Genomic DNA, 22,386 nt, shown 5'->3' with positions numbered 1-22,386 from the left:
AGGCCAGGGACGGCAAGCACGCCGGGCCTCCGCAGGACAAGCCGTGGACGCCGCCGTCCCCGCCCTCCAGTCCGGACGGGAGCCGGCCCGCGCAGCCGTCCGCCCCGCCGGCTTCCCCGCCGCCGGGGAAGAAGTGAACCGGGCGGTCTGCCGTGCGGCCCTCGTGACCGCGGGGCTGCTGCGCGAGCCGTGGCTGGCGCAGGCTTTCGACGCGGTCGACCGGGAGGCCTTCGTTCCGGCGGCGGTGTGGCTCGACGTCCTGGACGCGGAGGGGCGCTGGACCTCCGTCGACCGCGCGGAGGAGCCGGACGTCTGGCGCCGCGCGGTATGGGACCCGCACCGCGCCGTGATCACGCAGCTCGACGACGGCGGCGGCGACGGTGCCGGCGGGACGGGCGCCGGCCAGTTCACGTCGTCCGTCTCCGCTCCCGACATCGTCCTGCGCAAGCTCCAGCGCCTGGACCTGGAGCCGCGCGCCCGCGTGCTGGAGATCGGCTACGGCTCCGGCTATCACACCGCCCTGCTGTGTGAGCGCGTCGGAGCGGGCCGGGTGGTGGCCGTCGAGGTCGACGCGGAGGTGGCCCGCTCCGGCGCCTCCCGACTCGCGGCCGCGGGCTACGCGCCGGAACTGATCGTCGCGGACGGTCTGCGGGGTGCTCCCGGTCGGGGTCCGTTCGACCGTGTCATCAGCACGGCGGCCGTGCGGCGCGTGCCGTACGCCTGGATCGAGCAGTCCCGGCGCAACGGTGTGATCCTGACGCCGTTCGGGACGGCGTACAGCAATGCCGGGCTGCTGCGGCTGCGGGTGGACGGGACGGGCGCGAAGGCAGAGGGCCGGTTCGTCGGCGAGGCCTCGTACATGTGGATCCGCTCGGAGCGGCCGGACGTGCGCCTCGAGGTGCCGGACGGGCCGACCGGCCGGAGGTCGCCGATCGATCCCGCGCAGGTGCTGGGGCTCGGCCATCTCCAGGACTTCGCGATCGGCCTCCAGGTTCCGGACGTTTCCTTCTCCCACCGGGGGGACGGCGGCTCCCGGCAGGTCCAGTTCGTCGACGCGGCCGGCACGTCGGCCACGATCGTCCGCTACGCCGACTGGTGGGAGGAGGGCGCGGTGCGCTCCTGGGGACCCCGCGACCTCTGGGCGGAGGTGACGGGGGCCTACACGTGGTACGAGGTGCGGGGGCGCCCGCACCTCACCCGCTTCGGTGTCACGGTCGACCGGGACGGACAGTACGCGTGGCTGGACGAGCCCGGCCGTCGGTTGGGCCGCTCACCGCGCTAGGCGTAGCGTTCGCGGAGTTTGTACTTGAGGACCTTGCGCAGGGCGTCGTTGCGCGGCAGGGCGTCCACCAGTTCCAGCTGTTCCGGGAGCTTGTGGGGGGAGAGGCCCTCGGCGCGCAGGTGGTCCGTCAGGTCGGCCAGGGTCAGCGGGGCGGCTCCCGCGGGCTGTTCGACCACGGCGCAGACGCGTTCGCCGCGTTCCGGGTCGGGGAGGCCGATGACCGCCACGTCGGCTATCGCGGGGAGCCGGTGCAGCAGGTCCTCGATCTCCTTGGCCGAGATGTTCTCGCCCTTGCGGATGATGACGTCCTTGCTGCGGCCCGTCAGGACCAGGTAGCCGTCCGCGGTGAGGTGGCCGAGGTCGCCCGTGACCAGGTAGCCGTCGGGGTCGAAGACCCCCGTGTCCTCCTCCCGGTTGAGGTAGCCCTGGCAGACGGCCTCGCCGCGCAGGCGGACCTCCCCGTCGGTGCCGGGGGGCAGGACGGTCCCCTCGGGGGTGGTGATGCGGATGGACATGCCCGCCGGGGGGCGGCCCTCGGTGGTGGCCAGGTTCTCGGCGGTGTCGTCCGGGGCGCCCATGGTGATCATCGGGACCTCGGTCATGCCGTAGCCGTGGGTGAGCTGGCAGCCCAGTTCGCGGACGACGGCGTGGTAGATCTCCGGGGGCTTGGGGGCGCCTCCGCCGGCCAGGAGGCGCAGGGTCGGGATGAGCCTGGTCGCGGGGTCCTTGCGCTGCTCGGTGAGGAACATCGAGTAGAAGGCCGTGGAGCCGCCGGCGACCGTGACGCCGTGGCGGCGGTAGCCGTCGAGGGCGTCGGGCATCGCGAACTTCTCGAAGAGGACTGCCGGGAACCCGTAGAGCAGCAGCATGACCGTGTAGTCGGGCCCGGCGATGTGGGCGAAGGGGAAGGCCATCGAGCCGACGTCGGCGGGCGTGAGGTGCAGGGCGTGGGCCAGGCAGGAGCCGCCCGCGATGAGGGAGCGGTCCGTGTGCAGGACGCCCTTGGGGTCCGAGGTGGTGCCCGAGGTCCAGTAGATCCAGCGGACCGAGACGCCGTCCCCGGGGGGTGGGGGCAGCACCGCGGGGTCTCCGTCGGGGAGGGACGCGTAGGCCTCGAAGACGCCGCGCGCGCCGAGGCGTTCGGCCATGGCGGTGTGGTCGAAGCCGCGCCAGACGCCGGGGACGGCGAAGAACTCCGCCTTGGACTCGCGCAGCGCGAAGCCGACCTCGCGGTCCCGGTAGAAGGGGATGACGGGGGTCTGGACGGCGCCGATGCGGGCGAGGGCGACCGAGAGCAGGACGGTCTCGATACGGGTGGGGAGCTGCCAGGCGACGACCGTCCCGGGGCGCACGCCCCTGTCGTACAGGCCGGCCGCGACCCGCTCCGAGCGGTCCCGCAGTTCCCCGAAGGTGAGCCGGCGGTCGTCCACCGGGTTCGCGGCCGCCTCGACGAGGACGGGGGCGTCGGGGGTCAGCGCGGCCCGGCGGGCGACGAGCTCCCACAGGGTCCGGGACCGGCCGAGCTCGACTGCGGTGTTGTCCGTCATCCCGGACCGACCTCCCCTGGCCGACAAGACCTGACGGTGAGTCAGATCAAGGGCAGAGCGTAGAGCGCGGACGCTTGTCGGTCCAGGGGTGACGGGGCTAGCTTGGATCGAGATTTCTGACGCACCATCAGATTTACGCGGGGTGCACCGGAATCAGCGCGATCAACGGAACCATTCGGCATGCGGCGAGGGGACACCATGGAACTGCCTCGGATCATCAGCGTCGACGACCACGTCATCGAGCCCGCCCACCTCTTCGACGTCTGGCTCCCGGCCAGGTACCGCGACCGGGGACCCAAGGCACTCACCGCCGGCATCGGCGAACTCGCCTACACCGGCGGCAAGTACGTGATCACGATGGACCCGGACGGTCCGCCCACCGACTGGTGGATCTACGAGGACCTGAAGTTCCCGTACAAGCGCAACATCGCCGCCGTCGGCTTCGACCGGGACGAGATGACCCTGGAGGGCATCACCCGCGAGGAGATGCGCCGCGGCTGCTGGGACCCCAAGGCGCGGCTCCTCGACATGGACCTGAACCACGTCGAGGCCTCCCTGTGCTTCCCGACCTTCCCCCGCTTCTGCGGGCAGACCTTCGCCGAAGCCCACGACAAGGAGGTCGCCCTGGCCTGCGTGCGCGCCTACAACGACTGGATGGTCGAGGAGTGGTGCGGCGACAGCGGCGGCCGGCTCATCCCCCTGTGCATCATCCCGCTGTGGGACATCGGCCTGGCCGTCGCGGAGATCCGGCGCAACGCCGCGCGCGGGGTGCGGGCCGTGACCTTCTCCGAGATCCCGACCCACCTGGGACTGCCGTCCATCCACTCCGGGTACTGGGACCCCTTCTTCGCCGTCTGCCAGGAGACCGGCACCGTCGTCAACATGCACATCGGCTCCAGCTCCCAGATGCCCGCCGCGTCCCCCGACGCGCCGCCCGCCGTTCAGGCCTCGCTGAGCTTCAACAACGCCATGGCCTCGATGATGGACTTCCTCTTCAGCGGGGTCCTGGTCAAGTTCCCGACGCTGAAACTGGCCTACAGCGAGGGCCAGATGGGCTGGATCCCGTACGCACTGGAGCGCGCCGACGACGTGTGGCAGGAGCACCGCGCCTGGGGCGGGGTCAAGGACCTGATCCCCGAGCCGCCGTCCGCGTACTACTACCGGCAGATGTTCTGCTGCTTCTTCCGCGACAAGCACGGCATCGCCTCGCTGGACGTCGTCGGCCGCGACAACGCCACCTTCGAGACCGACTACCCGCACGTCGACTCGACCTTCCCGCACACCAAGGAGGTCGCCCTCGACCACGTCAAGGGACTCGACGAGGAGACCGTCTACAAGCTGATGCGCGGCAACGCCATCCGCATGCTCGGTCTCGACCTCGACAAGGACCGGCGGACGGGGCGGTAGGCGCGGTGGACCTCACCTACACCGAGGAGGAGCAGGAGTTCCGGGCCCGGCTGCGCGCCTGGCTCGCCAAGGTGCTCCCCGAGCTCCCGGCGAAACCCTCGCCCGACGACTGGCCGGGCCGCCGCGCCCATGACACGGGCTGGCAGCGCAGGCTGTACGACGCCGGGTACGCGGGGCTGCACTGGCCGGTCGACGCGGGCGGGCGCGGGGCCACCCCGACGCAGCACCTGATCTTCCTGGAGGAGACCGAGCGCGCGGGCGCCCCGTACGTGGGCGCGAACTTCGTCGGGCTGCTGCACGCCGGCCCGACCATCGCCGCCGAGGGCACCGCCGGGCAGCGGGCGCGCTGGCTGCCGCCCGTGCTGCGCGGCGACGAGGTGTGGTGCCAGGGGTTCAGCGAGCCGGACGCCGGCTCCGACCTGGCCTCGCTGCGCACCCGGGCCGTCCGCGACGGCGACGAGTACGTGATCACCGGGTCGAAGATCTGGACCTCGCACGCGGAGGTGGCCGACTGGTGCGAGCTCCTGGTGCGCACGGAACCCGTCAGCGCGACCGTGCCCAAGCACCGCGGGATCAGCTGGCTGGCCATGCCCATGGACGCGCCGGGGGTGACCGTCCGGCCGCTGCGGACCCTGGCCGGGTCCACGGAGTTCGCGGAGATGTTCCTCGACGAGGTGCGGGTCCCGGTCGCCCACCGGGTCGGGGAGGAGAACGACGGCTGGCGGGTCACCATGGTGACCCTGTCCTTCGAACGCGGCACCGCCTTCGTGGGCGAGGTCGTCGCCTGCCGGCGGACCCTGGGCGAGCTCGCGCGCACCGCGAAGGCGAACGGACGCTGGGACGACCCGGTCCTGCGCCGCCGCCTCGGCCGGCTGTACGGCGAGTTCGGCGCGCTGTGGCGGCTCACCCAGTGGAACGTCAGCGAGTCCGAACGCTCGGGCGGCGTCCCGGGCATCGGCGGCAGCGTCTTCAAACTGGCGTACTCGCACGCGCGCCAGGAGCTGTACGACACGGCCGCCGAGGTGCTCGGGGCCGCAGCGCTCTCGCTGGACGAGGAATGGGCCCTGGACCGGCTCTCCTCCCTCTCGTACACGATCGCGGCCGGCACCTCGCAGATCCAGCAGAACATCGTCGCCGAGCGGATCCTCGGCCTTCCGAAGGGCAGGTGAGCGTTCCGTGGACTTCCAGCCGACGCAGGACCAGCGGGACCTGCGGGCGGGCGTACGGGACCTCCTGGCGGGCCGGTACGGGCGCGAGGCGCTGCGCGCCGCGGCCGACGGCGGGGCGTGCGTGGACCGGGCGCTGTGGCGGGAGCTGGGCGAGGCCGGATTCTTCGCGCTGCGGCTCCCCGAGGAGCAGGGCGGGGTAGGGCTCGGCATGCCGGAGGCGGTCCTCGTCTTCGAGGAGGCCGGGCGGGCGCTGCTGCCGGGTCCGCTGGTCGCCACCCACCTGGCCGCCGGGTCGGTGCCGGGGGCCGCGCAGGGCACGGCGGTGGTGACGGCCTTCGACCTGGAAGGCCCCTGGGTGACCCACCTCGGGGAGTCGGACGCGGTGCTCGGCGCCGCGGCCGTGCCCGCCGGGGAGGCGGTGCGGCCGGCGGATCCGCTCACGCCGCTGTCCCGGGTCCGCGCACGGGACCCCGCGTCGGCCGGGGCGTCCGAGGCGGCCGACGCGTACCGCGACGAGGGCGCGCTGCTGACGGCGGCGCTCCAGCTCGGCAGCGCGCTGCGCACGCTCGAGCTGGCGGTGGGCCACGCCAGGGAGCGCGAGCAGTTCGGGCAGCCGATCGGGGCGTTCCAGGCGGTCAAGCACCTGTGCGCGCAGATGCTGGTGCGGGCCGAGGTGGCCCGTACGGCGCTCTACGCGGCCGCGGTGACGGGCGACCCGGGGGAGGTGGCCGGGGCGAAGCTGCTGGCCGACGAGGCGGCGGTGCGGGGCGCCCGGGACTGCCTCCAGGTGCACGGCGGGATGGGCTTCACCTGGGAGGCCGACGTGCACCTGCACCTGAAACGGGCGTGGGTGCGGGCGGAGCAGTGGCGTACCGCGGCGCGGGCGGAGGAGGCGCTGGCGGCGGAGCTCCTCGGGGCCGGGCTGCCGGAAGCGGGCGTGGAGTAGCTCGCTGTGACGGCGGGCACGGGAGGGACGGCGCGGGACGCATGTCCGATTACAGAGAGTTGATATCGGTTTGTGTCCTTCGCCCTCCTCATTGCGGCCCGGTCGCGGGGGGTGGCTCCGGTACGCTCCCGGGAATGCGAGCGGTTGAGCGGCGCGAGCGCCGCACAGTATGCACCATGCCTACTCCTTCGCGCTGGAATATGCCCGAAGCGCTTGTCGTGGTGACGGAACGTCAACCATGCTGCTCCGCAAGGGGGTCACGGTCGGTGACCCCGTCCTGTCGCGAGGCGAAGTGTCCGCCGGTTCGGATGGTGTGAGCGGTGCAGGTGCTTCAGGTGCAGCTGGAGGTAGGACCGGATCCCGCCGAGGTCGGCCGGGCGCGCCGGTGGGCCCGTTCGCGGCTGGCGGGCTCGGGCATAGGGGAGGACGAGCCCCTCGCCGAGACGCTGATCCTGCTGATCTCCGAGCTGGTCACCAATGCCGTCGTGCACACCGGCTGCCCGGCCGTGCTGCGCATGCTGTTCGGTGAACCGGGGGTCCGCGTCGAGGTCGCCGACGCGAGCGACCGGGCGCCGGCCCGCCGGCAGGCCGCCGGGGACGACACGGGCGGGCGCGGTCTGGAACTGGTGGACGGTCTGGCGGACCGCTGGGGCTGGCAGCCCGAGGGCGCGGGCAAGCGGATCTGGTGCGAGGTCGACCGGGCGGAGAAGGCCGCGGCGGACCGGGCTTCGGACGGACCGGACATCCAGGAGCCGACGCACGCCCCGACGCACGGCCCGACGCACGCCCCGACGCATGCTCCGGCGAGCGGCGCGCACCGTGATCCGATCCGGGGCTCGGCCCGGGAACCGCGCTTGTACCTCTAACGAGGTGTTGACGGTTCGTCACCTGTTGATCACTCTTGTGTTGAACGATTCGTCGCGAGGGGACGCCAAGGGTTCAGTCCTGCCTTGACGAGTGCGGGTCGTGGGGTGGCGGCCGCCGTGCCGCGCTCGGGGCGTGCACGCGCGCCGCCGCCACCCACAGCGTGTCCCTGTCCTGCCCGCCCTGCCCGTCAGAGGTGCACGGGCAGGCTGAGCAGTCCCCGGTGGCGAGGGTTGGACTGCCAGCGGGCCTCGTGCTCCTCGTGCGGCCGGAGCCCGGGGAAGCGGTCCAGCAGCCGCGTCAGCGCGATCTCGGCCTGGAGGCGGGCCAGGGGAGCGCCGAGGCAGTGGTGGATGCCGTGGCCGAAGGCGAGGTGCCGGGCCGCGTCGGGCCGCCGGATGTCGAAGGTGTCGGGGTCGGCGAACACGGCCGGGTCCCGGTCGGCGCCGAGCAGGCAGATCTGTACGAAGTCGCCCTCGCGGATCGTCGCCCCGTTCACCTCGATGGTCGTGGTGGCGTAGCGGAACGAGGCCAGGCCGGACGGGGACTCGTACCGCAGGGCCTCTTCGACCGCGCCGTGCACCAGCGTCCGGTCGGCGCGTAGGGCGGCGAGCTGCTCCGGGTGGGCGAGCAGCGCGTGGATCCCGTTGGCGAGCAGGTTGACCGTGGTCTGGTGGCCGGCGACGAAGAGGAGGAAGGCCATCGAGGTGATCTCGTCCTCGGTCAGCGCGTCGCCGTCCTCCTCCCGCGCCGCGAACAGGGCGGACAGGAGCCCGTCCTCGTCCGGGTGCTCGCGCTTGAGGGCGATCAGGGCGCGCAGGTAGGCCAGCATGCTCTCCGCCGTGAAGACGGAGACCTCGCCGTCGCCCTGGCCGCCACCGAGGCTGTTGCCCCGGATCTGCAGGATCTCGTGGTCCGTGTCGGAGGCGCCGAACAGGTCGAACACGACCGCGACGGGCAGCGGCAGCGCGAACTGCGAGATCAGCTCCGCCTCGCCGGCCGTCCCGCCACCGCCTCGGCCCCCGCCGCGCGGGCCCTCCGCCTCCAGGGCGTCGAGGAGCCCGTCCACGTGCTTCTCGATCATGGGCCGCAGGCCGGCGGTGCGGCGCGCGGTGAACGCCTTCTGCACCAGGCTCCGCAACCGGGTGTGGTCGGGCGGGTCGGAGTTGAGCATGTGCGAGAACATCGCCGCGCCCGGACCCTGCGTGAGCCCGACCTGCTGTCCGAACCGCTGCACCGCCTGGTTCTTCGACAGCCGCGGGTCGACCAGCAGTGCCTTCGCCTCCGCGTGCCCGGTGACGACCCAGCCTTCGACGGCGCCGGGGCCGGGGTAGCGGACGTAGCGGATGCCGCCGGTCTCGCGCCAGCCGCGGTAGAGCTCGTGGGCGTGGTCCTGCCAGGACTCCTCGAGGACGGTGACGTCCTGCCGGTCGGCCGCGCCGCGGGCCGTGCGGTCAGCCATGGTGCACCTGCTCCTTGTCGCGTGCGCCGGCCCGGTTCGCGCTGTTCGCGCTGCTCGCGCTGCTCGACCGGTTCGCGTGGGCCGTCCGGCCCGCGCGGCCCACGTGGACGGTCTTCACGCCGAGGAGGCCGACGAGCGGCACCTCGGCGGTGAGCTGCCCGGGGGCCACGACGAGCCCCGTGCCGCGGATGTGGTCGAGCAGCTTCTCCGCGAGCGGCATGACCATGTGCCGGCCCCAGCAGCGCTCGCTGACGTGGCCGAAGGGCATGTAGCCGGGGGTGTCGTCCGGGTCGAGCGCGTCCCAGCGCTCGGGCCGGAACGCCTGCGGGTCCTCCCACAGCGCCGGGTCGCGGTGGCTGAGCAGCGGCAGCATCAGCAGGTCGTCGCCGGGCCCGATGCGGGAGTCGACGAGCGGGTACTCGGGGCCGCGGTTGCGCAGCAGGTTCCAGGACGGGGGCAGGAGCCGCATGGCCTCGTAGAGGATGTTGCGGTTCGAGACCCCGTCGTCGAAGGGGGAGCCGAGCCACAGCGCGTTCGCGACGAGTGTGGAGATGGTGAAGCACACGGGCGCCGCCGCACGCCGGTACATGCCCATGGCGTACCGGCGGTCGTGATAGCCGCCGGCCTCGGCGAAGAGGTTCGCGATGTGCGTCAGGTGCGGGCCCGGCTCCGGCCGCCGCGGCAGCAGGGCGCCGGCGACGATCGTGGTCCAGGTCAGCTTGGGATCGATCTCCAGCTTCCGGGACATCAGGATCCGCAGCCGGTACGGGTCCTCGCGCAGGAGCAGGTCCCGCAGGAACAGGTGACCGGTGAGGGGCCACGGCCCGGAGAGGTCCTTGTCCTCGGGTATCGGCTGGTCCAGGGCCCTGCGGACGTCCTTGCCGATGGTGCGCATCACGGACGCGGCCTCGGGCTTGTCGATCGACCGGCCGTGCAGCGGCTTGAAGGTCGGCCGTTCGGTCTCGGTGGCCTTGCGGGCGGCGAGGATCCGGTGGGAGAGTTCGGCGCCCGCGATGCCGATGGTGTCGGGCTCCAGGCGAACGAGGTCCTTGCCGAGGTGGTCGTCCAGGAGCGCCTGCAGGCGCGGGGCGAAGACGGTGGCGCGGCGCGTGCTGGGGTGCGAACCGTGCGAACCGGGTCGGGGCTCGGGCGAGGCGGTGGGCGTGGTCATCAGGGGCTCCGGGGGAATGCGAAGGGCCCGTACACGGCAGGGCCGGAGGGTCGATCGGCTCTGCCGGGTACGGGCCCGGTGCGTGGATCTACCGGCCTAGTACCAGAAGTACCAAGCGCTCTGCTTCAGGCTCGGCTCGCTCTTCTTGACGAAGCCGAGCTCGCGGCAGACCGGGACGCTGCGCAGGGTCGCAAGAATCATCTTCGACATGGCTGTTCCCCTCCATTCCTGTGCGCTGTTGCGCATCAACTGGCCGTCCAGACACCGAAGTTCACCGTCATTTGTGATGGCGGCCACTTCGATGCGTGGTTGATGCAAGGAGTGAATAGGCAGGTGGCGGGGGTTGTCAACGATTCTGGTTCGGGCGGGCTGTCCGGATCGAAGGCAACCAACCGCACGGCCTGAACCTCCACTTGGAGCCCGCCCGTTAGGGCCGGACGCACCCCGCCGCGGCCTCCGTCCGACCCCTGATGCCCAGGCCCCGCGCGGTGAGGATCTCCCCCGCGCGGTCCGCCGTGACGTGGCCGCGCAGACGCGGCCGCCGTCGTGGGCGCCGTGTCAAGGGGGCGAGATCCGGCCAATAACTGGTCAGAGGACGGCCACCGGGGCGACCGGGGTGCCCACCGCGCCCACGAAGGGTTCGGGCATGGCGGAGAGGAGGAAGGAGAAGCGGGATTCTTCTGCACAGGCTGTGGACAACTTTTCGAGGTTCCAGTTCTGGCCCTGGTGCATGCCCATCTCGACGAGGTGCAGCGCGTGCACCGGAAGCCACAGGCCCTCGATCTCCGGCGGGAAGACCTCGAAGGTCAGGGTGTCGTTCGCGACGGCCGCCACGTCCCGGGCGTGGAACCACTCGGGCGTGCGGACGGACAGACCGGGCGAGGGATAACCGTATCCGTGCTTGTCACCGGCCAGGTACACCTGGACCTGGCCGGTGCGGACCAGCACGATGTCGCCCGCGCGGACGGTGACGCCGCCGAAATCCTCCGCCTCCGCGAGGTCCTCCGGAGTCACCGCGTGGCCGCCGGGGAGCCGGTCCAGGCCCTTGGTGCGGGCCACGTCCAGCAGTACGCCGCGCGAGACGATGGGGCCGGCCTTGTCGATGCCGCTGAACTCGGCGCGCCCGTGCGCGGTGATCGTGCCGGCCGGGCGGCCGTTGTAGATCTTCCCCGAGTGCGAGACGTGCGTGAGTGCGTCCCAGTGCGTCCCGGCCTGGAGTCCGAAGGTCACGGCGTCGTCGCTGCACGCCACCGTGCCCGGACCGAAGAGCTCCTGGTTGATCTGCACCATCGTGTGCAGCGGGTTGACGCGGCCGGGGATCATGCCGGACTGCACCCCGTCCTCCTTGAGGGGGAGGGCCAGCGGGATGCGGCGGCCGGTGCGGATCTCGGCCGCGGCCGCCCGTACGACCTCGTCGGTGACGAGGTTCAGCGTGCCGATCTCGTCGTCGGCGCCCCAGCGGCCCCAGTTGTTGACGCGTTTGGCGATGTCCTGGAACGCGGCGGGCATGCCCATGGATCCCATCAGCTCCTCGCATGAGAGAGACGTTCCCTACGTGAACTAGGGCTTGTGTTCCTGCGGCTGACTGCCCATAGAATCTAACGGTCCGTCAGAAATTGCGGAAAGGGGCCGGACGTGGGGAACTTCTTGGCAGGCAAGGTCGTCGCCGTCACGGGCGCCGGCCGGGGCATCGGACGGGCCGTGGCACTCGCCGCGGCCGCCGAGGGCGCCAAGGTCGTCGTCAACGACTACGGAGTCGGCATCGAGGGCGGGGAACCGACCAGCGAGATCGCCGAAGCCGTGGTGAAGGAGATCGTCGCGGCGGGCGGCGAGGCGGTCGCCGTCGCCGACGACATCTCGACGATGGCGGGCGGGCAGCGCATCGTCGACACCGCGCTCGCCCGGTACGGGCGCATCGACGGCGTCGTGTGCGTGGCGGGCATCCTGCGCGAGCGGATGCTCTTCAACATGTCCGAGGAGGAGTGGGACCCCGTGGTCGCCACCCACCTCAAGGGCACCTTCACCGTCTTCCGGGCCGCCTCCGCCGTCATGCGCAGGCAGGGCGCGGGCACGCTGATCGGCTTCACCAGCGGCAACCACCAGGGCTCCGTCGCCCAGGCCAACTACAGCGCGGCCAAGGGCGGGATCATCTCCCTCGTCCGCTCCGCCGCGCTCGGCCTGGCCAAGTACGGGGTCACCGCCAACGCCGTCGCGCCCGTCGCCCGGACCCGGATGTCGGCCAACGTGCCCATGGAGCTCAAGGAGATCGGCGAGCCCGAGGACGTGGCGGCGCTCGTCACCTACCTGCTCTCCGACAAGGCCGTCGCCGTCGGGGGCGAGAGGATCACCGGGCAGGTCTACACGATCGCCGGCCCGAAGATCGCCGTGTGGGCCCAGCCGCGCGAACTGCGCGCCGGCTACGCCGAGGGCTCCTGGACCCCCGAGAAGATCGCCGACTTCCTGCCCGGGACGGTGGGCACCGACCCGATGCCGATGCTCGTGCAGCTGGAGGCCATGGCCAGGGCGGCCGCCGCCAAGGACCGCCCCAACGCGTAGGCCCCGGCCGGGCGGTCCACGCGGCCCGGCCCGGGGCCCAGAGCCTCGGGCCCGCGTGGATCCGGACAGGGCCCGCGCGGCCGGGGGCGGGGAAATCGAGGACAGGGGAGCCACAGGACATGGACTTCAGCTTCGGCGAGGAGGACGAGGAGCTGCGCGGCCGCGCCCGGTCGTGGCTCGCCGAGCACCTCGTGGGCCCGTATGCGCAGGCCGTGGGCCTCGGCGGGCCCGGCAGCGAGCACGAGGGGGTGGAGGTCCGGCGCGCGTGGGAGCGCGAGCTGGGGCGCGGCGGCTGGATCGGCCAGGGCTGGGAGACGGAGGGGACCGGCGACGGGTACGGGAACCGGCGGCTCTCCCTGACCGGACAGGTGGTGTGGGCGGAGGAGTACGCCGCCGCGCGGGCCCCGGCCCGGGTCGGCCACATCGGCGAGAACCTCCTCGCGCCGACACTGATCGCCTACGGCTCCCCGGAGCAGCGGGCCCGCTTCCTCCCCGCCATCGCCCGCGGCGAGGAACTGTGGTGCCAGGGGTACTCCGAACCCGGCGCGGGATCCGACCTCGCGGGCATCCGCACCACGGCGGTGGCGGATCGGGCGGACGGGCTGCTGCGCGTCACCGGGCAGAAGATCTGGACCTCCCTCGCGCGGGACGCCGACTGGTGCTTCGTCCTGGCCCGCACGGAGCCCGGCGCGAAGCGCCACCGGGGACTGTCCTTCCTCCTCGTACGGATGGACCAGCCGGGGAAGGTCGAGGTCCGGCCGATCCGGCAGATGTCGGGGACCTCCGAGTTCAACGAGGTGTTCTTCGACGGAGCCGTCGCCGCCGAGGTCGTGGGCGGGGAGGGAAACGGCTGGACCGTGGCCATGGGGCTGCTCGCGCTGGAGCGGGGCGTCTCCACGCTCGTCCAGCAGATCGGCTTCGCGGCCGAACTGGAACGGGTGGTCGCCTCCTACGTGGGCGCGGGCGCGGGTGATCCGGTGCTGCGCGAACGCCTCGTACGGCAGTGGGCCGAGTTGCGCACGATGCGGTGGAACGCGCTGCGGACCCTGGGGTCCCCGGCTCCGCCCCCGGGTCCGTCCGCGCACCCGTCCGCGCACCCGTCCGGGAACGCGGGCGGCGGGGATCAGGGCGCGCCGAGCGTGGCGAAGCTGCTCTGGGGCGGCTGGCACCGGCGGCTCGGCGAGCTGGCGGTGGCGGTCCGGGGCGCGGCCGCCACGGCCGGGCCGGGCGACTGGGCGCGGGACACCCCGTACGAACTCGGACTCGACGAGGAGCAGCGGCTGTTCCTGTTCACCCGCGCCGACACGATCTACGGCGGCTCGGACGAGATCCAGCGCAACATCATCGCCGAGCGCGTGCTCGGCCTGCCTAAGGAGTCCAGGTGAGAGGCGTCGTGTTCGACGGCAAGCAGGCCCAGGTGGTCGACGACCTGGAGGTTCGTGATCCGGGGCCGGGCGAGGTGCTGGTGGCGATCTCCGCGGCCGGGCTGTGCCACAGCGACCTGTCGGTGATCGACGGGACGATCCCGTTCCCGCCGCCGGTGGTGCTCGGGCACGAGGGCGCGGGTGTGGTCGAGGCGATCGGGTCCGGCGTGACGCACGTGGCACCCGGGGACCACGTCTCCCTCTCCACGCTCGCCAACTGCGGGGCCTGCGCCGACTGCGACCGCGGGCGGCCGACCATGTGCCGCAAGGCGATCGGCAGGCCGGGACAGCCGTTCTCCCGGGGCGGGGAACCGGTCTTCCAGTTCGCCTCCAACTCCGCCTTCGCCGAGCGGACCGTCGTCAAGGCCGTCCAGGCGGTGAAGATCCCCCGGGACATTCCGCCGGCCTCGGCGGCGCTGATCGGCTGCGGGGTGCTGACGGGCGTGGGCGCCGTACTGAACCGGGCGAAGGTGGACCGGGGCGAGACGGTGGTCGTCATCGGCACGGGCGGCATCGGGCTGAACGTGCTCCAGGGCGCCCGGATCGCGGGCGCGACGACCATCGTGGCCGTGGACGCCAACCCGGCGAAGGAGGCGGTGGCCCGCCGGTTCGGCGCCACGCACTTCATCGACGCCTCGGCCGTGCCCGACTCCTCGGCGGCCGTGAAGGAGATCCTGCCGACCGGCGCGGACCACGCCTTCGAGTGCGTGGGCAACGTCAAGCTGATCCGGCAGGCCATCGACCTGCTGGACCGGCACGGACAGGCGATCCTGCTCGGCGTGCCCGGCTTCACGCAGGAGGCCTCCTTCCAGGTCTCGTCCCTGTACCTGGACAAGGCGATCATGGGATGCCGGTACGGTTCCTCGCGCCCGCAGCGGGACATCGCGCTCTACGCCGAGCTCTACCGGCAGGGCAAGCTCCTGCTGGACGAGCTGGTGACGGAGGTCTACCCGGTCGAGGACTTCGCCAAGGCCGTGGACGACGCGCACCACGGGCGGGTGGCGCGCGGGGTGCTCACCTTCTGAGACGGCCGGCGTCAGGGCGGTCCGCGTGCGGGCGGGGTCCCGGCCGTTCCACGGCCGGGACCCCGCTTCCGTGTGCCCCCGTCCGTCCGCCCGTGGCCCGTGGCCGGTGGCCGGTGGCGGGAACGGAGCGGGAGGGGTTCGGGAACGGCGGGAGGGAGTCTCTGTCAGGAGAAGGGCTGCCGACCGGGCGGCCGGGAGAGATGGGGGTCTCATGGCCAAGTTCGTCCTGGTATCCGGAAGTACGAGCCGGGAGTCGGTGAACGGCACCGTACTGGCGACCGTGCGGCACCTCCTGGCGGGTCTGCCCGGCGCCCACGAGGCCGAGTGGCTCCCCATCGCGGACCTGCCGTTCTACGAGACCTCCCTGGAACGGGCCGGCGGCTCGCCGGCCGTGCGCGACGCCAAGAAGGCGGTCGCCGGGGCGGACGTGCTCTTCATCAGCACCCCCTCGTACAACGGCGAGATGCCCGGCGTGCTGAAGAACGCGCTGGACTGGCTCTCCCGGGCGGGCTGCGGGGCGAGCCCGCTGGCCGGCAAGGTGACGGCCGTGACCAGCGCCTCCCCCGGCGCGCGCGGTGCGATCGACGCCCAGCCCGGGCTGATCGGCGTACTCGGCCGCTGTGGCGCGCGGGTCGTCGAACGCGAGCCGGTCGCCGTGGGCGGTACGGGGTCCCTGGCCGTCGAGGACGGCCGCTACACCGATCCGGAGCTCGTGGCCCGGCTCGAGGGCCTGGTCCTGGCCGCGCTCGCCGAATTCGCCGAACTCGACGCCGTGGACGAGCCCGAGGCCGCGGACGGGGTCGACGCCGCCGACGCGGTCGGCCATCGCGTCGCAGTGCTCGTCTGAGAGGAAACGGGACGTGACGGTGGTGACGGTGGTGGCGGAGACGGACGGTCCGCCGGTGCGCGGCGGCCGCGAGGCCGCGGGTCGGCGGCTGCGCCTGCGCCTGCGCGTCGTGCGCACGACCGCGCGGGCCGTCTCCTGGTACGCCCGCCGCGACCCCCGGCCCGTGGCCGCCGCTTCCCGGAGGAATCCCGACATGCCGCAGACCACCGCCGGAAGCGCGTCGTGACCGGCCCCAGCTGTACGGGCCGGCTGCTGATGGTGATGCCGTACGAGGAACTCGTCCGCAAGGCCGTGGAAGCGGGCTTCCGGGTCTGGTCGATCTGGGATCCCAAGCTGCGCCCGGCCGCCTACCTCGACCTGGTCGCGGCCCATTCCGAGGAGCTGGCCCTGGCCGACTTCGACGACGAGGCCGCGCTGCTCGCCCTGGTGGCCCGGATGGCCGAAGAGCACCACGTTCAGCACGTCCTTCACCTGGGCGGCGGCGCAGGCCCGGCCCCGGTGCCCGCCGGAGCCGGGGCCGAGGCCGAGGCGAAGGCGCTGGGCCGGTCGGGGAGGGGCGCGGAGTCCGTCCGGCTGCTCAACGACCGGAACGCGATGAGCCGGCTGCTCAACCGCAACGGCGTTTCCGTCGTTCGCGTCCGGGAAGCCGCGACGTATGGTGAAGTCGGCCTGCTCCTCAGGGAGTTCGGCCTGCCGGCCGTCGTCACCCCGGTCAACTCGCCCGCCGGGCAGGGGGTCGCCCTGGTCCGTACGGACGCCGACCTCGCACGGTGGGCGGAGCCGGCCGGGTCCGCCGGAGCCGCCGCGCTCGAAGGGCCCTTCACGGTGGAGGACTTCCTCGAAGGCCCGGAGTTCAGCGTCGAGACCCTGACCGTCGACGGCATGCACCTGGTCGCCGGGATCACCGCCAAGGAGGCGCTCGGCGGCCCGTACGGCGCCACCTGCTCCACCTGTGCGCCGACCGAGGGCGGCACGGCGGGAACGGCAGGCACGGCAGGAACGGGCGGGACGACCGGGCCGGCCGTACCGATCGAGCCCACAGGAATCACAGGAACCACCGTAACGACCGAGTCCGTCGCCGGCCCGGCACCGCTCGGGGAGGTCGAGGAGGGTGCGATCCGCGCCACCGTCGCCGCCCTGCTCGACCTCGCCGGCCACGAGTTCGGCCCCGCGCACACAGAAGTGGTCCTCACCAGGACCGGACCGCGCATCCGGGAGTGCCGGACCCGCCTCGGCGGCGACCGGGCTCCCCTGCGCGTGGGGGCGGGCACCGTCGGGCGGACCCCCGCGGCCCACCCCTCCTCGCGCAGCGCCACATCCACCCCCGCCCAGAAGGAGGCCCTGCGATGACCACGAACAACGTGCCCGCCGATGCCCTGCCGATGGCCGAAGACACCGGCTGGGGCGGCACCCCCGCAGGCCGGGCCCCGGCCTCGGGCCAGGCGCCGGTCGTGCCGGCATGACCGCGCTCGTCCTGCACCGGTTCCCGCTCGATCCGTTCCCGTACGACCGGTGGCTGTCGGACTTCGACGGCGGCGTGGTCATGATCGCGGCCCGCGACGCCATCGCGGCGGGCGGCGAGCAGCTGCCGACCGGCCTCGGCGGCTACCGGCACCTGGAGATCGTCGACACCTTCGAGGACGGGGAGCTCGTCGACCGGCTGGCCCGGGATCTGGCCTACGAATACCAGGTCACACACGTCATCGCCCACCACGAGGCCGATCTGCACCGTGCCGCCGCGCTCCGCGAGAAGTTCGGCCTGCCGGGCCAGCTGCCCGCCGGACTGGCGTCGTTCAGGGACAGGGTCCTGATGAAGCGGAAGCTGGCGGCGGCGGGCCTCGAGGTCGCCCCGCACGCGCCGGCGGGGACCGCGGCCGAGGTGCGGGCCTTCGGGGCCGTGCACGGCCTGCCGCTGCTCTTCACGGACCTCGACGGCCCCGGCTCCGGCACGGGCCCGGCCGGGCCGGCCGGCCCGCGGATCGTGCGGACCGGGGAGGAACTGGAGCGGTACCTCGCCGAGGCCTTCGCACCCGCCGCCGGGCCGCGCGAGGACCTGCTGGTGGAGGCGTTCGTGGCGGGCCGGACCTGTCACGTGGACGGGGTGGTGGCGGGCGGCCGCACGGTGATGGCCTGGCCCTCGCGGTACGCGGACGACCCGGGTTCCTTCCGGAGCGGCGGCGGGGCGCTCGTGGACCTCACCCTGGACCCCTCCGACCCGCTGACCCCGCGGCTGCTGACGCTGGTCGAGGATGCCCTCGGGGCGCTGGAAGGGCCCGCGGACCACGCCTTCCACGCGAAGGTGTTCCACACGCCCGACGACCGGCTGGTGCTCTGCGAGATCACGGCCCGGCCCGCGGGCGGCCGCGTCCAGGACGTGCTGGGCGCGGTCTTCGGGGTGCATCCGGTGGAGCTGGCGGCGCGCGCCCACGTGGGCCTGCGGCTGCCGGCGGTGGAGGCCCGCGCGCGGTCGGGCGGGCGGCTGGAACCGGTCCGCATGGCGGGCCAGGTCCTGATGAGGAAACGGATGGGAACGGTCCGCGCAATTCCCACCACACCCGAGGAGCCGTGGGTCGAGTTCTACGGAGTCTTCGCGGAACCGGGAGAGGTGATCGGGGATCCCGTCGACGCCTGCGATTTCCTTGCGGTTGCGGTGCTTTCGGCCCCTACTCGGTCGGAATGCGAGAAACGTCTGCGGGCTTTGGGGGGACATTTTGAGACAGAGATCGTGGTGGGTTGACGCATTGTCGGCCAACCGGATATCCCGCCTTCGAAACGTGGACTAGCCCTGGATCCCGCCTAGTTCCCGTTGTACTGTCCGTGCGTGGTATCGGAGGGGGAACCGTTGGGGAACGGTCCCGGGGAACCTCTGATGTGTCGAGAGCGGAACGCACGACTTCACAAAACAAGGGGCGGGGAAAAAGAAATGCGCACCAAGCTGGCCGGAATCGTCGGAATCGCCGGAATCATCGCGCTGGGCCTGACGGTCGTGCTCGGCGTAAGCGGAGACCTGGAATCCAATTCCGGTAAGCAGCCGTCGGTGCAGGCCGAGGACGTCGGCCCGCGCAACCCGTCGCCCGCCCCCTCTCCCGGCGTCTGACACCGACGCCCAGGCGCCTGACACCGGCGCCCGGCGCCCGGCGTCCGGAAGCGGCGCCCGGCACCACGACGCACGGCGGCCCGCCCCTGTCCGGGGCGGGCCGCCGTCGTACACCACCGCGGGGCCGGGCAGGTCAGCGCGGGTCGCGCGCGTCCTGCGGCACACCCATCGAGTCGAACAGCGCCTCGGACCGCCTCCGGTACTCCCCGGCCCGTACTCCGTCCCCCAGCGCGGCGGAGGCCTGCGCGATCCCGGCGAGGGCACGGGCCTCCTCCATCCGGTACTCCGCCGCGGACGCGCGGCGGTGCACGCCCTCGAACAGCTCCAGCGCGAGGGCGTGCTCGCCGCGGTCCAGCCGCAGGGTGCCGACGAGCCGCTCGACCTTCATCTGCCGGGCCGGTGACGCGCGGCGCCGGACCAGCTCCATCGCCTGCTCCTCGCACCGCCGCGCCTCCCCGGCCTCGCCGAGAAGGTGGCGGACGTGCGCCATCAGGGCGAAGGTCACCGCGAGGTTGTCGGGCTGCCGCGATTCGTCGACGAACTGCAGCGCCCGGACCAGGCACTCCTCGGCCTCCGACACGCGCCCCAGAGCCAGCAGCGCGCTCGCGAGGTCGTTGCGCGCGGCGACCTCGCCGTCCAGGCTGCTCACCTCGCGCGCGAGCTCCACGGCCCGCTGCGCCGCCCCGAGCGCGTCCTTCGGGCGACCCAGCGACCCGTAGGTGGTGCTCACCGAGCACATCAGGTGCAGTGCGGCCTGGACGTCCCCGGTCTCCTGGTGCACCTCCACGGCCAGTTCCTGGTAGCGCAGCCCCTCGGAGAGCTCGCCGAGGCTGCTGTGCAACAGCCCGAGCATCTCCAGGCAGCTGCCCTCCCCGATGCGCTCGCCCTCCGCGCGCGCGAGCGCGAGCGCCTCCTCCGTGAGGGTGATGCCCTCACGGAGCCAGCCGAGTTTCCACAGCGGGACCACCTGGTTGGTCAGGCTGATCCGCAGTCCCTGTACGTCGCCCAGCCGACGGGCCGCCGCGATCGCCATCTCGCCCACGCGGCGGTACTGCTCCATGTAGGTGCGCATGTTCAGGAAGAAGGCCAGGTTGCGCGTCGTGTACACGACGTGCCGCAGGAAGCCCCAGGTCTCCGCGAGGGAGAGGGCCGCGGCCACCGCGCCGGCCTCGCGGTCGAACCAGGCGGTGGCCGCCTCGGCGCCCGCCAGCGGGGGGAGCGTCGCCGGCGTGTCCCTCAGGCCCGTCTCGTACGGTGACCGCGCGGGGAACAGCGCCGCGCACGCCGCCTCCGTGGCCGCGTAGAAGTAGTCCAGCAGCCGTTCCACCGCCGCCGTGTCGTCCGCCGCCGTCTCCGTGTTGCGCAGGCTCTGCGCGAAGCTGCGCACCAGGTCGTGGAAGGCGTAGTAGCCCAGCTCGTGCTGCTGGACCAGGTGCATGTCCAGGAGGTCCTCGAGGAGGTCCTCCGCGACGCGGGTGTCCGTGGCGAGCAGGGCGGCCGCCGCGTGGAGGTCGATGTCGGTGCCCGGGTGCAGGCTCAGGAGCCGGAAGGCGTCGCGGTGTTCCTCGTCCATCGCCTGGTACGAGAGCCGCAGGGTGGCGGCGACGCTGCGTTCGCCCGAGCTCAGCTCGTCCAGCAGCCGGGTCTCGTCGCCCAGACGGTCCACCAGGTGCTGCACGGTCCACCGCGAGCGGTTGCGCAGCCGGGCGGTGGCGATGCGCAGGGCCAGCGGCAGGTGGCCGCACAGGGCGGCCAGCGACCGGGCGGCCCCGGGTTCCCGCTCGGTGCGCTCCCGGCCCAGGGTCTCGGTGACCAGCGCCATGCTGTCCTCGGGGGACATCACCCCGATCGAGATCCACTGCGCGCCGTCGAGCTCGACCAGCCGGGCCCGGCTGGTGACCAGGACGAGGCAGCCGGGCGAGGCGGGGAGCAACGGATGCACCTGGGCGGCGTCGCAGGCGTTGTCGAAGAGGAGGAGCAGCCGCCGGCCGACCAGGGTGGCCCGCCATAGGGCGGCGCGCCCGGCCGGGTCCTCGGGGATCCGCTCGCCGGGCACACCGAGGGTGCGCAGCAGACCCGCGATCACCGAGCCGGGCTGGAGTGGCTGCTCGCCCGGGGTGTAGCCGCGCAGGTCGACGTGGAGCTGGCCGTCGGGATACTGCTCGGCGAGCTGGTGCGCGACGCGGACCGCCAGTGCGGTCTTGCCGGTGCCGCCCATGCCGTCGACGGCGACGATCCGGGTGCGGGCGTCGGCGCCGTCCGGACCGTCCGCGTGCGCGCTGCCCGCGGCGGCCAGCAGGGAGCCCAGCTCCCGGCTGCGGCCGCTGAAGTCGGAGAGGTCGTACGGAAGGGTGCAGGGCGTGACGCCGGCCCCGGTCGCCCCGGTGGCCTTGCGGGCGGAGGCGGCCGCGGCCGGTGCCGGCGCGGCGGGGCCGGAGCCGGAGGCCGGGGCGGTGGAGCCGGCGGCCCCGGCCCGGGCGGGCGCGGGGGAGGAGGCCCGGGCGGCGGCCGGCGCGGGCCGGTCCGGGGCTCTGGGGGCCGCGAGTTCCGGGCTGTCCCGCAGGATGCCCTCGTGGAGCCGGCCGAGCCGGGGGCCGGGGTCGACGCCGAGCTCCTCGACGAGGAGCTCGCGGACCCGGCCGAACTCCTCCAGGGCCTCGGCCTGGCGTCCCGAGCGGTACAGGGCCAGCATCAGGTGGCCGCGCAGGGTCTCCCGCAGTGGGTGGGAGTCGACCAGTTCGCGCAGGTCCCCGACGAGTTCGGCGCTCTCGCCGTGGTCCAGGCGGAGCTGGTAGAGCTGTTCGGCGGCGGTCAGCCTGCGCTCTTCCAGAGCGGTGGCCGCGGCTTCGACGACCGGTCCGCCGGCGCCGGCCAGGACGGGCCCCCGCCACAGTCCCAGCGCGGTGCGCAGTGCGGTCTCGGCGTCCGAGGAGCGTCCGGCGGCCAGTGCCTCGCGGGCCAGCCGGGTGTGCAGCTGGAAGAGGGAGAGGTCGAGCTGCCCGTCTTCCAGGACGGCCCGGTAGCCGGGTCCGTCGGTGGCGATGAGGTCGCTTCCGCCGGGTATCCGCCGACGGAGGTCGGCGACCGCCTTGCGGATCTGGTGCGAGGCGGTGATGGGGGATTCGTCCTCCCAGGCGGCTTCCACGAGCCGGGCCACGGGAACGACGCGGCCCGGTTCCAGAAGCAAAGTGGCAAGCACTCTTTCCTGGATGGGGCCGCCAAGTCTCAGCCGGTTTCCACCGGACCAGCCCTCCAATGAGCCAAGGAGATTGAACCTCACCTTCGTATCGTTTTGCTCCGCCATGTCCCCCACCAGTCGTACGCGCAAACCCCCAGGCAGAGGGCACGCATGAGGAAGAGACTAGAGGGTTCCGGGTAGGAGCGGTACTGGTCCGGGAGGGGATCGGGGAGGCCGAAACTGAAGCTTTACGGGTGGTGGAACATCGCGCGAACGGAGTGTCCGGGAGGGAATTCAGACGCCTCGGGGGGAGTCGGGCGTGTGCCTCGCGAGCGTTCGCATTGTGTTGTTTCGTCCTCGCTCCGGGGCGCCGGGCGACGGGCCGGCACGGCCGCGCGGGGTAGCCCGGGA

Annotated in this window: 18 protein-coding genes; 13 read left to right on the top strand and 5 right to left on the bottom strand. The window is 73.0% G+C overall.

Annotated elements, in window-relative coordinates:
* The first annotated feature begins 43 nt into the window (after window positions 1-43).
* Window positions 44-1,282 carry a methyltransferase domain-containing protein gene (locus ABZY44_RS06335; protein WP_356650460.1) on the top strand — a complete coding sequence of 413 codons (1,239 nt, stop codon included), beginning with the start codon at window positions 44-46 and terminating at the stop codon, window positions 1,280-1,282.
* Here ABZY44_RS06335 and ABZY44_RS06330 read toward each other — a convergent pair.
* Window positions 1,279-2,829 carry an AMP-binding protein gene (locus tag ABZY44_RS06330; RefSeq protein WP_356650458.1) on the bottom strand — a complete coding sequence of 517 codons (1,551 nt, stop codon included), beginning with the start codon at window positions 2,827-2,829 and terminating at the stop codon, window positions 1,279-1,281. The genes ABZY44_RS06335 and ABZY44_RS06330 overlap by 4 nt on opposite strands.
* A 198-nt stretch (window positions 2,830-3,027) precedes the next feature.
* Here ABZY44_RS06330 and ABZY44_RS06325 point away from each other — a divergent pair, with 198 nt between their 5' ends.
* From ABZY44_RS06325 to ABZY44_RS06310, 4 genes are all read left to right on the top strand, one after another.
* On the top strand, window positions 3,028-4,236 hold the full coding sequence (locus tag ABZY44_RS06325) for an amidohydrolase family protein (RefSeq protein ID WP_356650456.1): 1,209 nt from the start codon (window positions 3,028-3,030) through the stop codon (window positions 4,234-4,236).
* A gap of 5 nt (window positions 4,237-4,241) precedes the next feature.
* The gene (locus ABZY44_RS06320; RefSeq protein ID WP_356650454.1) at window positions 4,242-5,405 is read left to right on the top strand and encodes an acyl-CoA dehydrogenase; all 1,164 of its coding nucleotides are present in this window, start codon (window positions 4,242-4,244) and stop codon (window positions 5,403-5,405) included.
* 7 nt (window positions 5,406-5,412) lie between these two features.
* A complete protein-coding gene (locus tag ABZY44_RS06315; RefSeq protein ID WP_356650452.1) occupies window positions 5,413-6,351 on the top strand; it encodes an acyl-CoA dehydrogenase family protein in 939 nt (312 codons plus the stop codon).
* 320 nt (window positions 6,352-6,671) lie between these two features.
* Window positions 6,672-7,217 (top strand): ATP-binding protein, encoded by a 546-nt coding sequence (locus ABZY44_RS06310; RefSeq protein ID WP_356650450.1) that lies wholly within the window; start codon window positions 6,672-6,674, stop codon window positions 7,215-7,217.
* Window positions 7,218-7,405: 188 nt separating this feature from the next.
* Here ABZY44_RS06310 and ABZY44_RS06305 read toward each other — a convergent pair whose 3' ends face one another.
* The 3 genes from ABZY44_RS06305 to ABZY44_RS06295 form a co-directional block, all read right to left on the bottom strand.
* Window positions 7,406-8,677 carry a cytochrome P450 gene (locus ABZY44_RS06305; protein WP_356650448.1) on the bottom strand — a complete coding sequence of 424 codons (1,272 nt, stop codon included), beginning with the start codon at window positions 8,675-8,677 and terminating at the stop codon, window positions 7,406-7,408.
* The gene (locus ABZY44_RS06300) at window positions 8,670-9,848 is read right to left on the bottom strand and encodes a cytochrome P450 (RefSeq protein ID WP_356650446.1); all 1,179 of its coding nucleotides are present in this window, start codon (window positions 9,846-9,848) and stop codon (window positions 8,670-8,672) included. The genes ABZY44_RS06305 and ABZY44_RS06300 overlap by 8 nt, the downstream gene beginning before the upstream one ends.
* Before the next feature lie 588 nt (window positions 9,849-10,436).
* Window positions 10,437-11,363: a cyclase family protein gene (locus tag ABZY44_RS06295; protein ID WP_356650583.1), complete on the bottom strand. Its 927-nt coding sequence runs from the start codon at window positions 11,361-11,363 to the stop codon at window positions 10,437-10,439.
* A gap of 120 nt (window positions 11,364-11,483) precedes the next feature.
* On the opposite strand from ABZY44_RS06295, the gene ABZY44_RS06290 reads away from it, so the two are divergent.
* The 8 genes from ABZY44_RS06290 (at window position 11,484) to ABZY44_RS06255 (ending at window position 18,797) form a co-directional block, all read left to right on the top strand.
* Complete coding sequence (locus ABZY44_RS06290; protein WP_356650444.1) at window positions 11,484-12,404, top strand: SDR family NAD(P)-dependent oxidoreductase; 921 nt, start codon at window positions 11,484-11,486, stop codon at window positions 12,402-12,404.
* Window positions 12,405-12,523: 119 nt separating this feature from the next.
* Window positions 12,524-13,789, top strand: a complete 1,266-nt coding sequence (locus ABZY44_RS06285; RefSeq protein ID WP_356650442.1) for an acyl-CoA dehydrogenase family protein — start codon at window positions 12,524-12,526, stop codon at window positions 13,787-13,789.
* Window positions 13,786-14,853, top strand: a complete 1,068-nt coding sequence (locus ABZY44_RS06280) for a Zn-dependent alcohol dehydrogenase (protein ID WP_356650440.1) — start codon at window positions 13,786-13,788, stop codon at window positions 14,851-14,853. Before ABZY44_RS06285 ends, ABZY44_RS06280 begins: the two co-directional genes overlap by 4 nt.
* A 211-nt stretch (window positions 14,854-15,064) precedes the next feature.
* The gene (locus tag ABZY44_RS06275; protein WP_356650438.1) at window positions 15,065-15,700 is read left to right on the top strand and encodes an NADPH-dependent FMN reductase; all 636 of its coding nucleotides are present in this window, start codon (window positions 15,065-15,067) and stop codon (window positions 15,698-15,700) included.
* Window positions 15,701-15,713: 13 nt separating this feature from the next.
* Window positions 15,714-15,926 (top strand): hypothetical protein, encoded by a 213-nt coding sequence (locus tag ABZY44_RS06270; protein ID WP_356650436.1) that lies wholly within the window; start codon window positions 15,714-15,716, stop codon window positions 15,924-15,926.
* Window positions 15,923-17,050 (top strand): phosphoribosylglycinamide synthetase, encoded by a 1,128-nt coding sequence (locus ABZY44_RS06265; RefSeq protein WP_356650434.1) that lies wholly within the window; start codon window positions 15,923-15,925, stop codon window positions 17,048-17,050. Before ABZY44_RS06270 ends, ABZY44_RS06265 begins: the two co-directional genes overlap by 4 nt.
* 109 nt (window positions 17,051-17,159) lie before the next feature.
* A complete protein-coding gene (locus tag ABZY44_RS06260; RefSeq protein WP_356650432.1) occupies window positions 17,160-18,437 on the top strand; it encodes a hypothetical protein in 1,278 nt (425 codons plus the stop codon).
* A gap of 186 nt (window positions 18,438-18,623) precedes the next feature.
* Window positions 18,624-18,797 carry a hypothetical protein gene (locus ABZY44_RS06255; RefSeq protein ID WP_356650430.1) on the top strand — a complete coding sequence of 58 codons (174 nt, stop codon included), beginning with the start codon at window positions 18,624-18,626 and terminating at the stop codon, window positions 18,795-18,797.
* A gap of 133 nt (window positions 18,798-18,930) precedes the next feature.
* On the opposite strand, the gene ABZY44_RS06250 is transcribed toward ABZY44_RS06255, so the two are convergent.
* The gene (locus ABZY44_RS06250; protein WP_356650428.1) at window positions 18,931-21,984 is read right to left on the bottom strand and encodes a BTAD domain-containing putative transcriptional regulator; all 3,054 of its coding nucleotides are present in this window, start codon (window positions 21,982-21,984) and stop codon (window positions 18,931-18,933) included.
* Window positions 21,985-22,386: the final 402 nt, after the last annotated feature.

The organism is Streptomyces sp. NPDC006544, assembly GCF_040611715.1.
In the GTDB taxonomy this organism is placed as follows: domain Bacteria; phylum Actinomycetota; class Actinomycetes; order Streptomycetales; family Streptomycetaceae; genus Streptomyces.
The sequence above is the reverse complement of the archived record's forward strand: the minus strand, read 5'-3'. Positions and strand labels throughout refer to the sequence as shown.

Bases quoted from the DNA above. Each gene is read 5' to 3' on its own strand.
- ABZY44_RS06285 (WP_356650442.1), top strand. From the start codon at position 12,524: ATGGACTTCAGCTTCGGCGAGGAGGACGAGGAGCTGCGCGGCCGCGCC.
- ABZY44_RS06325 (WP_356650456.1), top strand. From the start codon at position 3,028: ATGGAACTGCCTCGGATCATCAGCGTCGACGACCACGTCATCGAGCCC.
- ABZY44_RS06305 (WP_356650448.1), bottom strand. From the start codon at position 8,677: ATGGCTGACCGCACGGCCCGCGGCGCGGCCGACCGGCAGGACGTCACC.
- ABZY44_RS06300 (WP_356650446.1), bottom strand. From the start codon at position 9,848: ATGACCACGCCCACCGCCTCGCCCGAGCCCCGACCCGGTTCGCACGGT.
- ABZY44_RS06275 (WP_356650438.1), top strand. From the start codon at position 15,065: ATGGCCAAGTTCGTCCTGGTATCCGGAAGTACGAGCCGGGAGTCGGTG.
- ABZY44_RS06295 (WP_356650583.1), bottom strand. From the start codon at position 11,363: ATGGGCATGCCCGCCGCGTTCCAGGACATCGCCAAACGCGTCAACAAC.
- ABZY44_RS06330 (WP_356650458.1), bottom strand. From the start codon at position 2,829: ATGACGGACAACACCGCAGTCGAGCTCGGCCGGTCCCGGACCCTGTGG.
- ABZY44_RS06255 (WP_356650430.1), top strand. From the start codon at position 18,624: ATGCGCACCAAGCTGGCCGGAATCGTCGGAATCGCCGGAATCATCGCG.
- ABZY44_RS06260 (WP_356650432.1), top strand. From the start codon at position 17,160: ATGACCGCGCTCGTCCTGCACCGGTTCCCGCTCGATCCGTTCCCGTAC.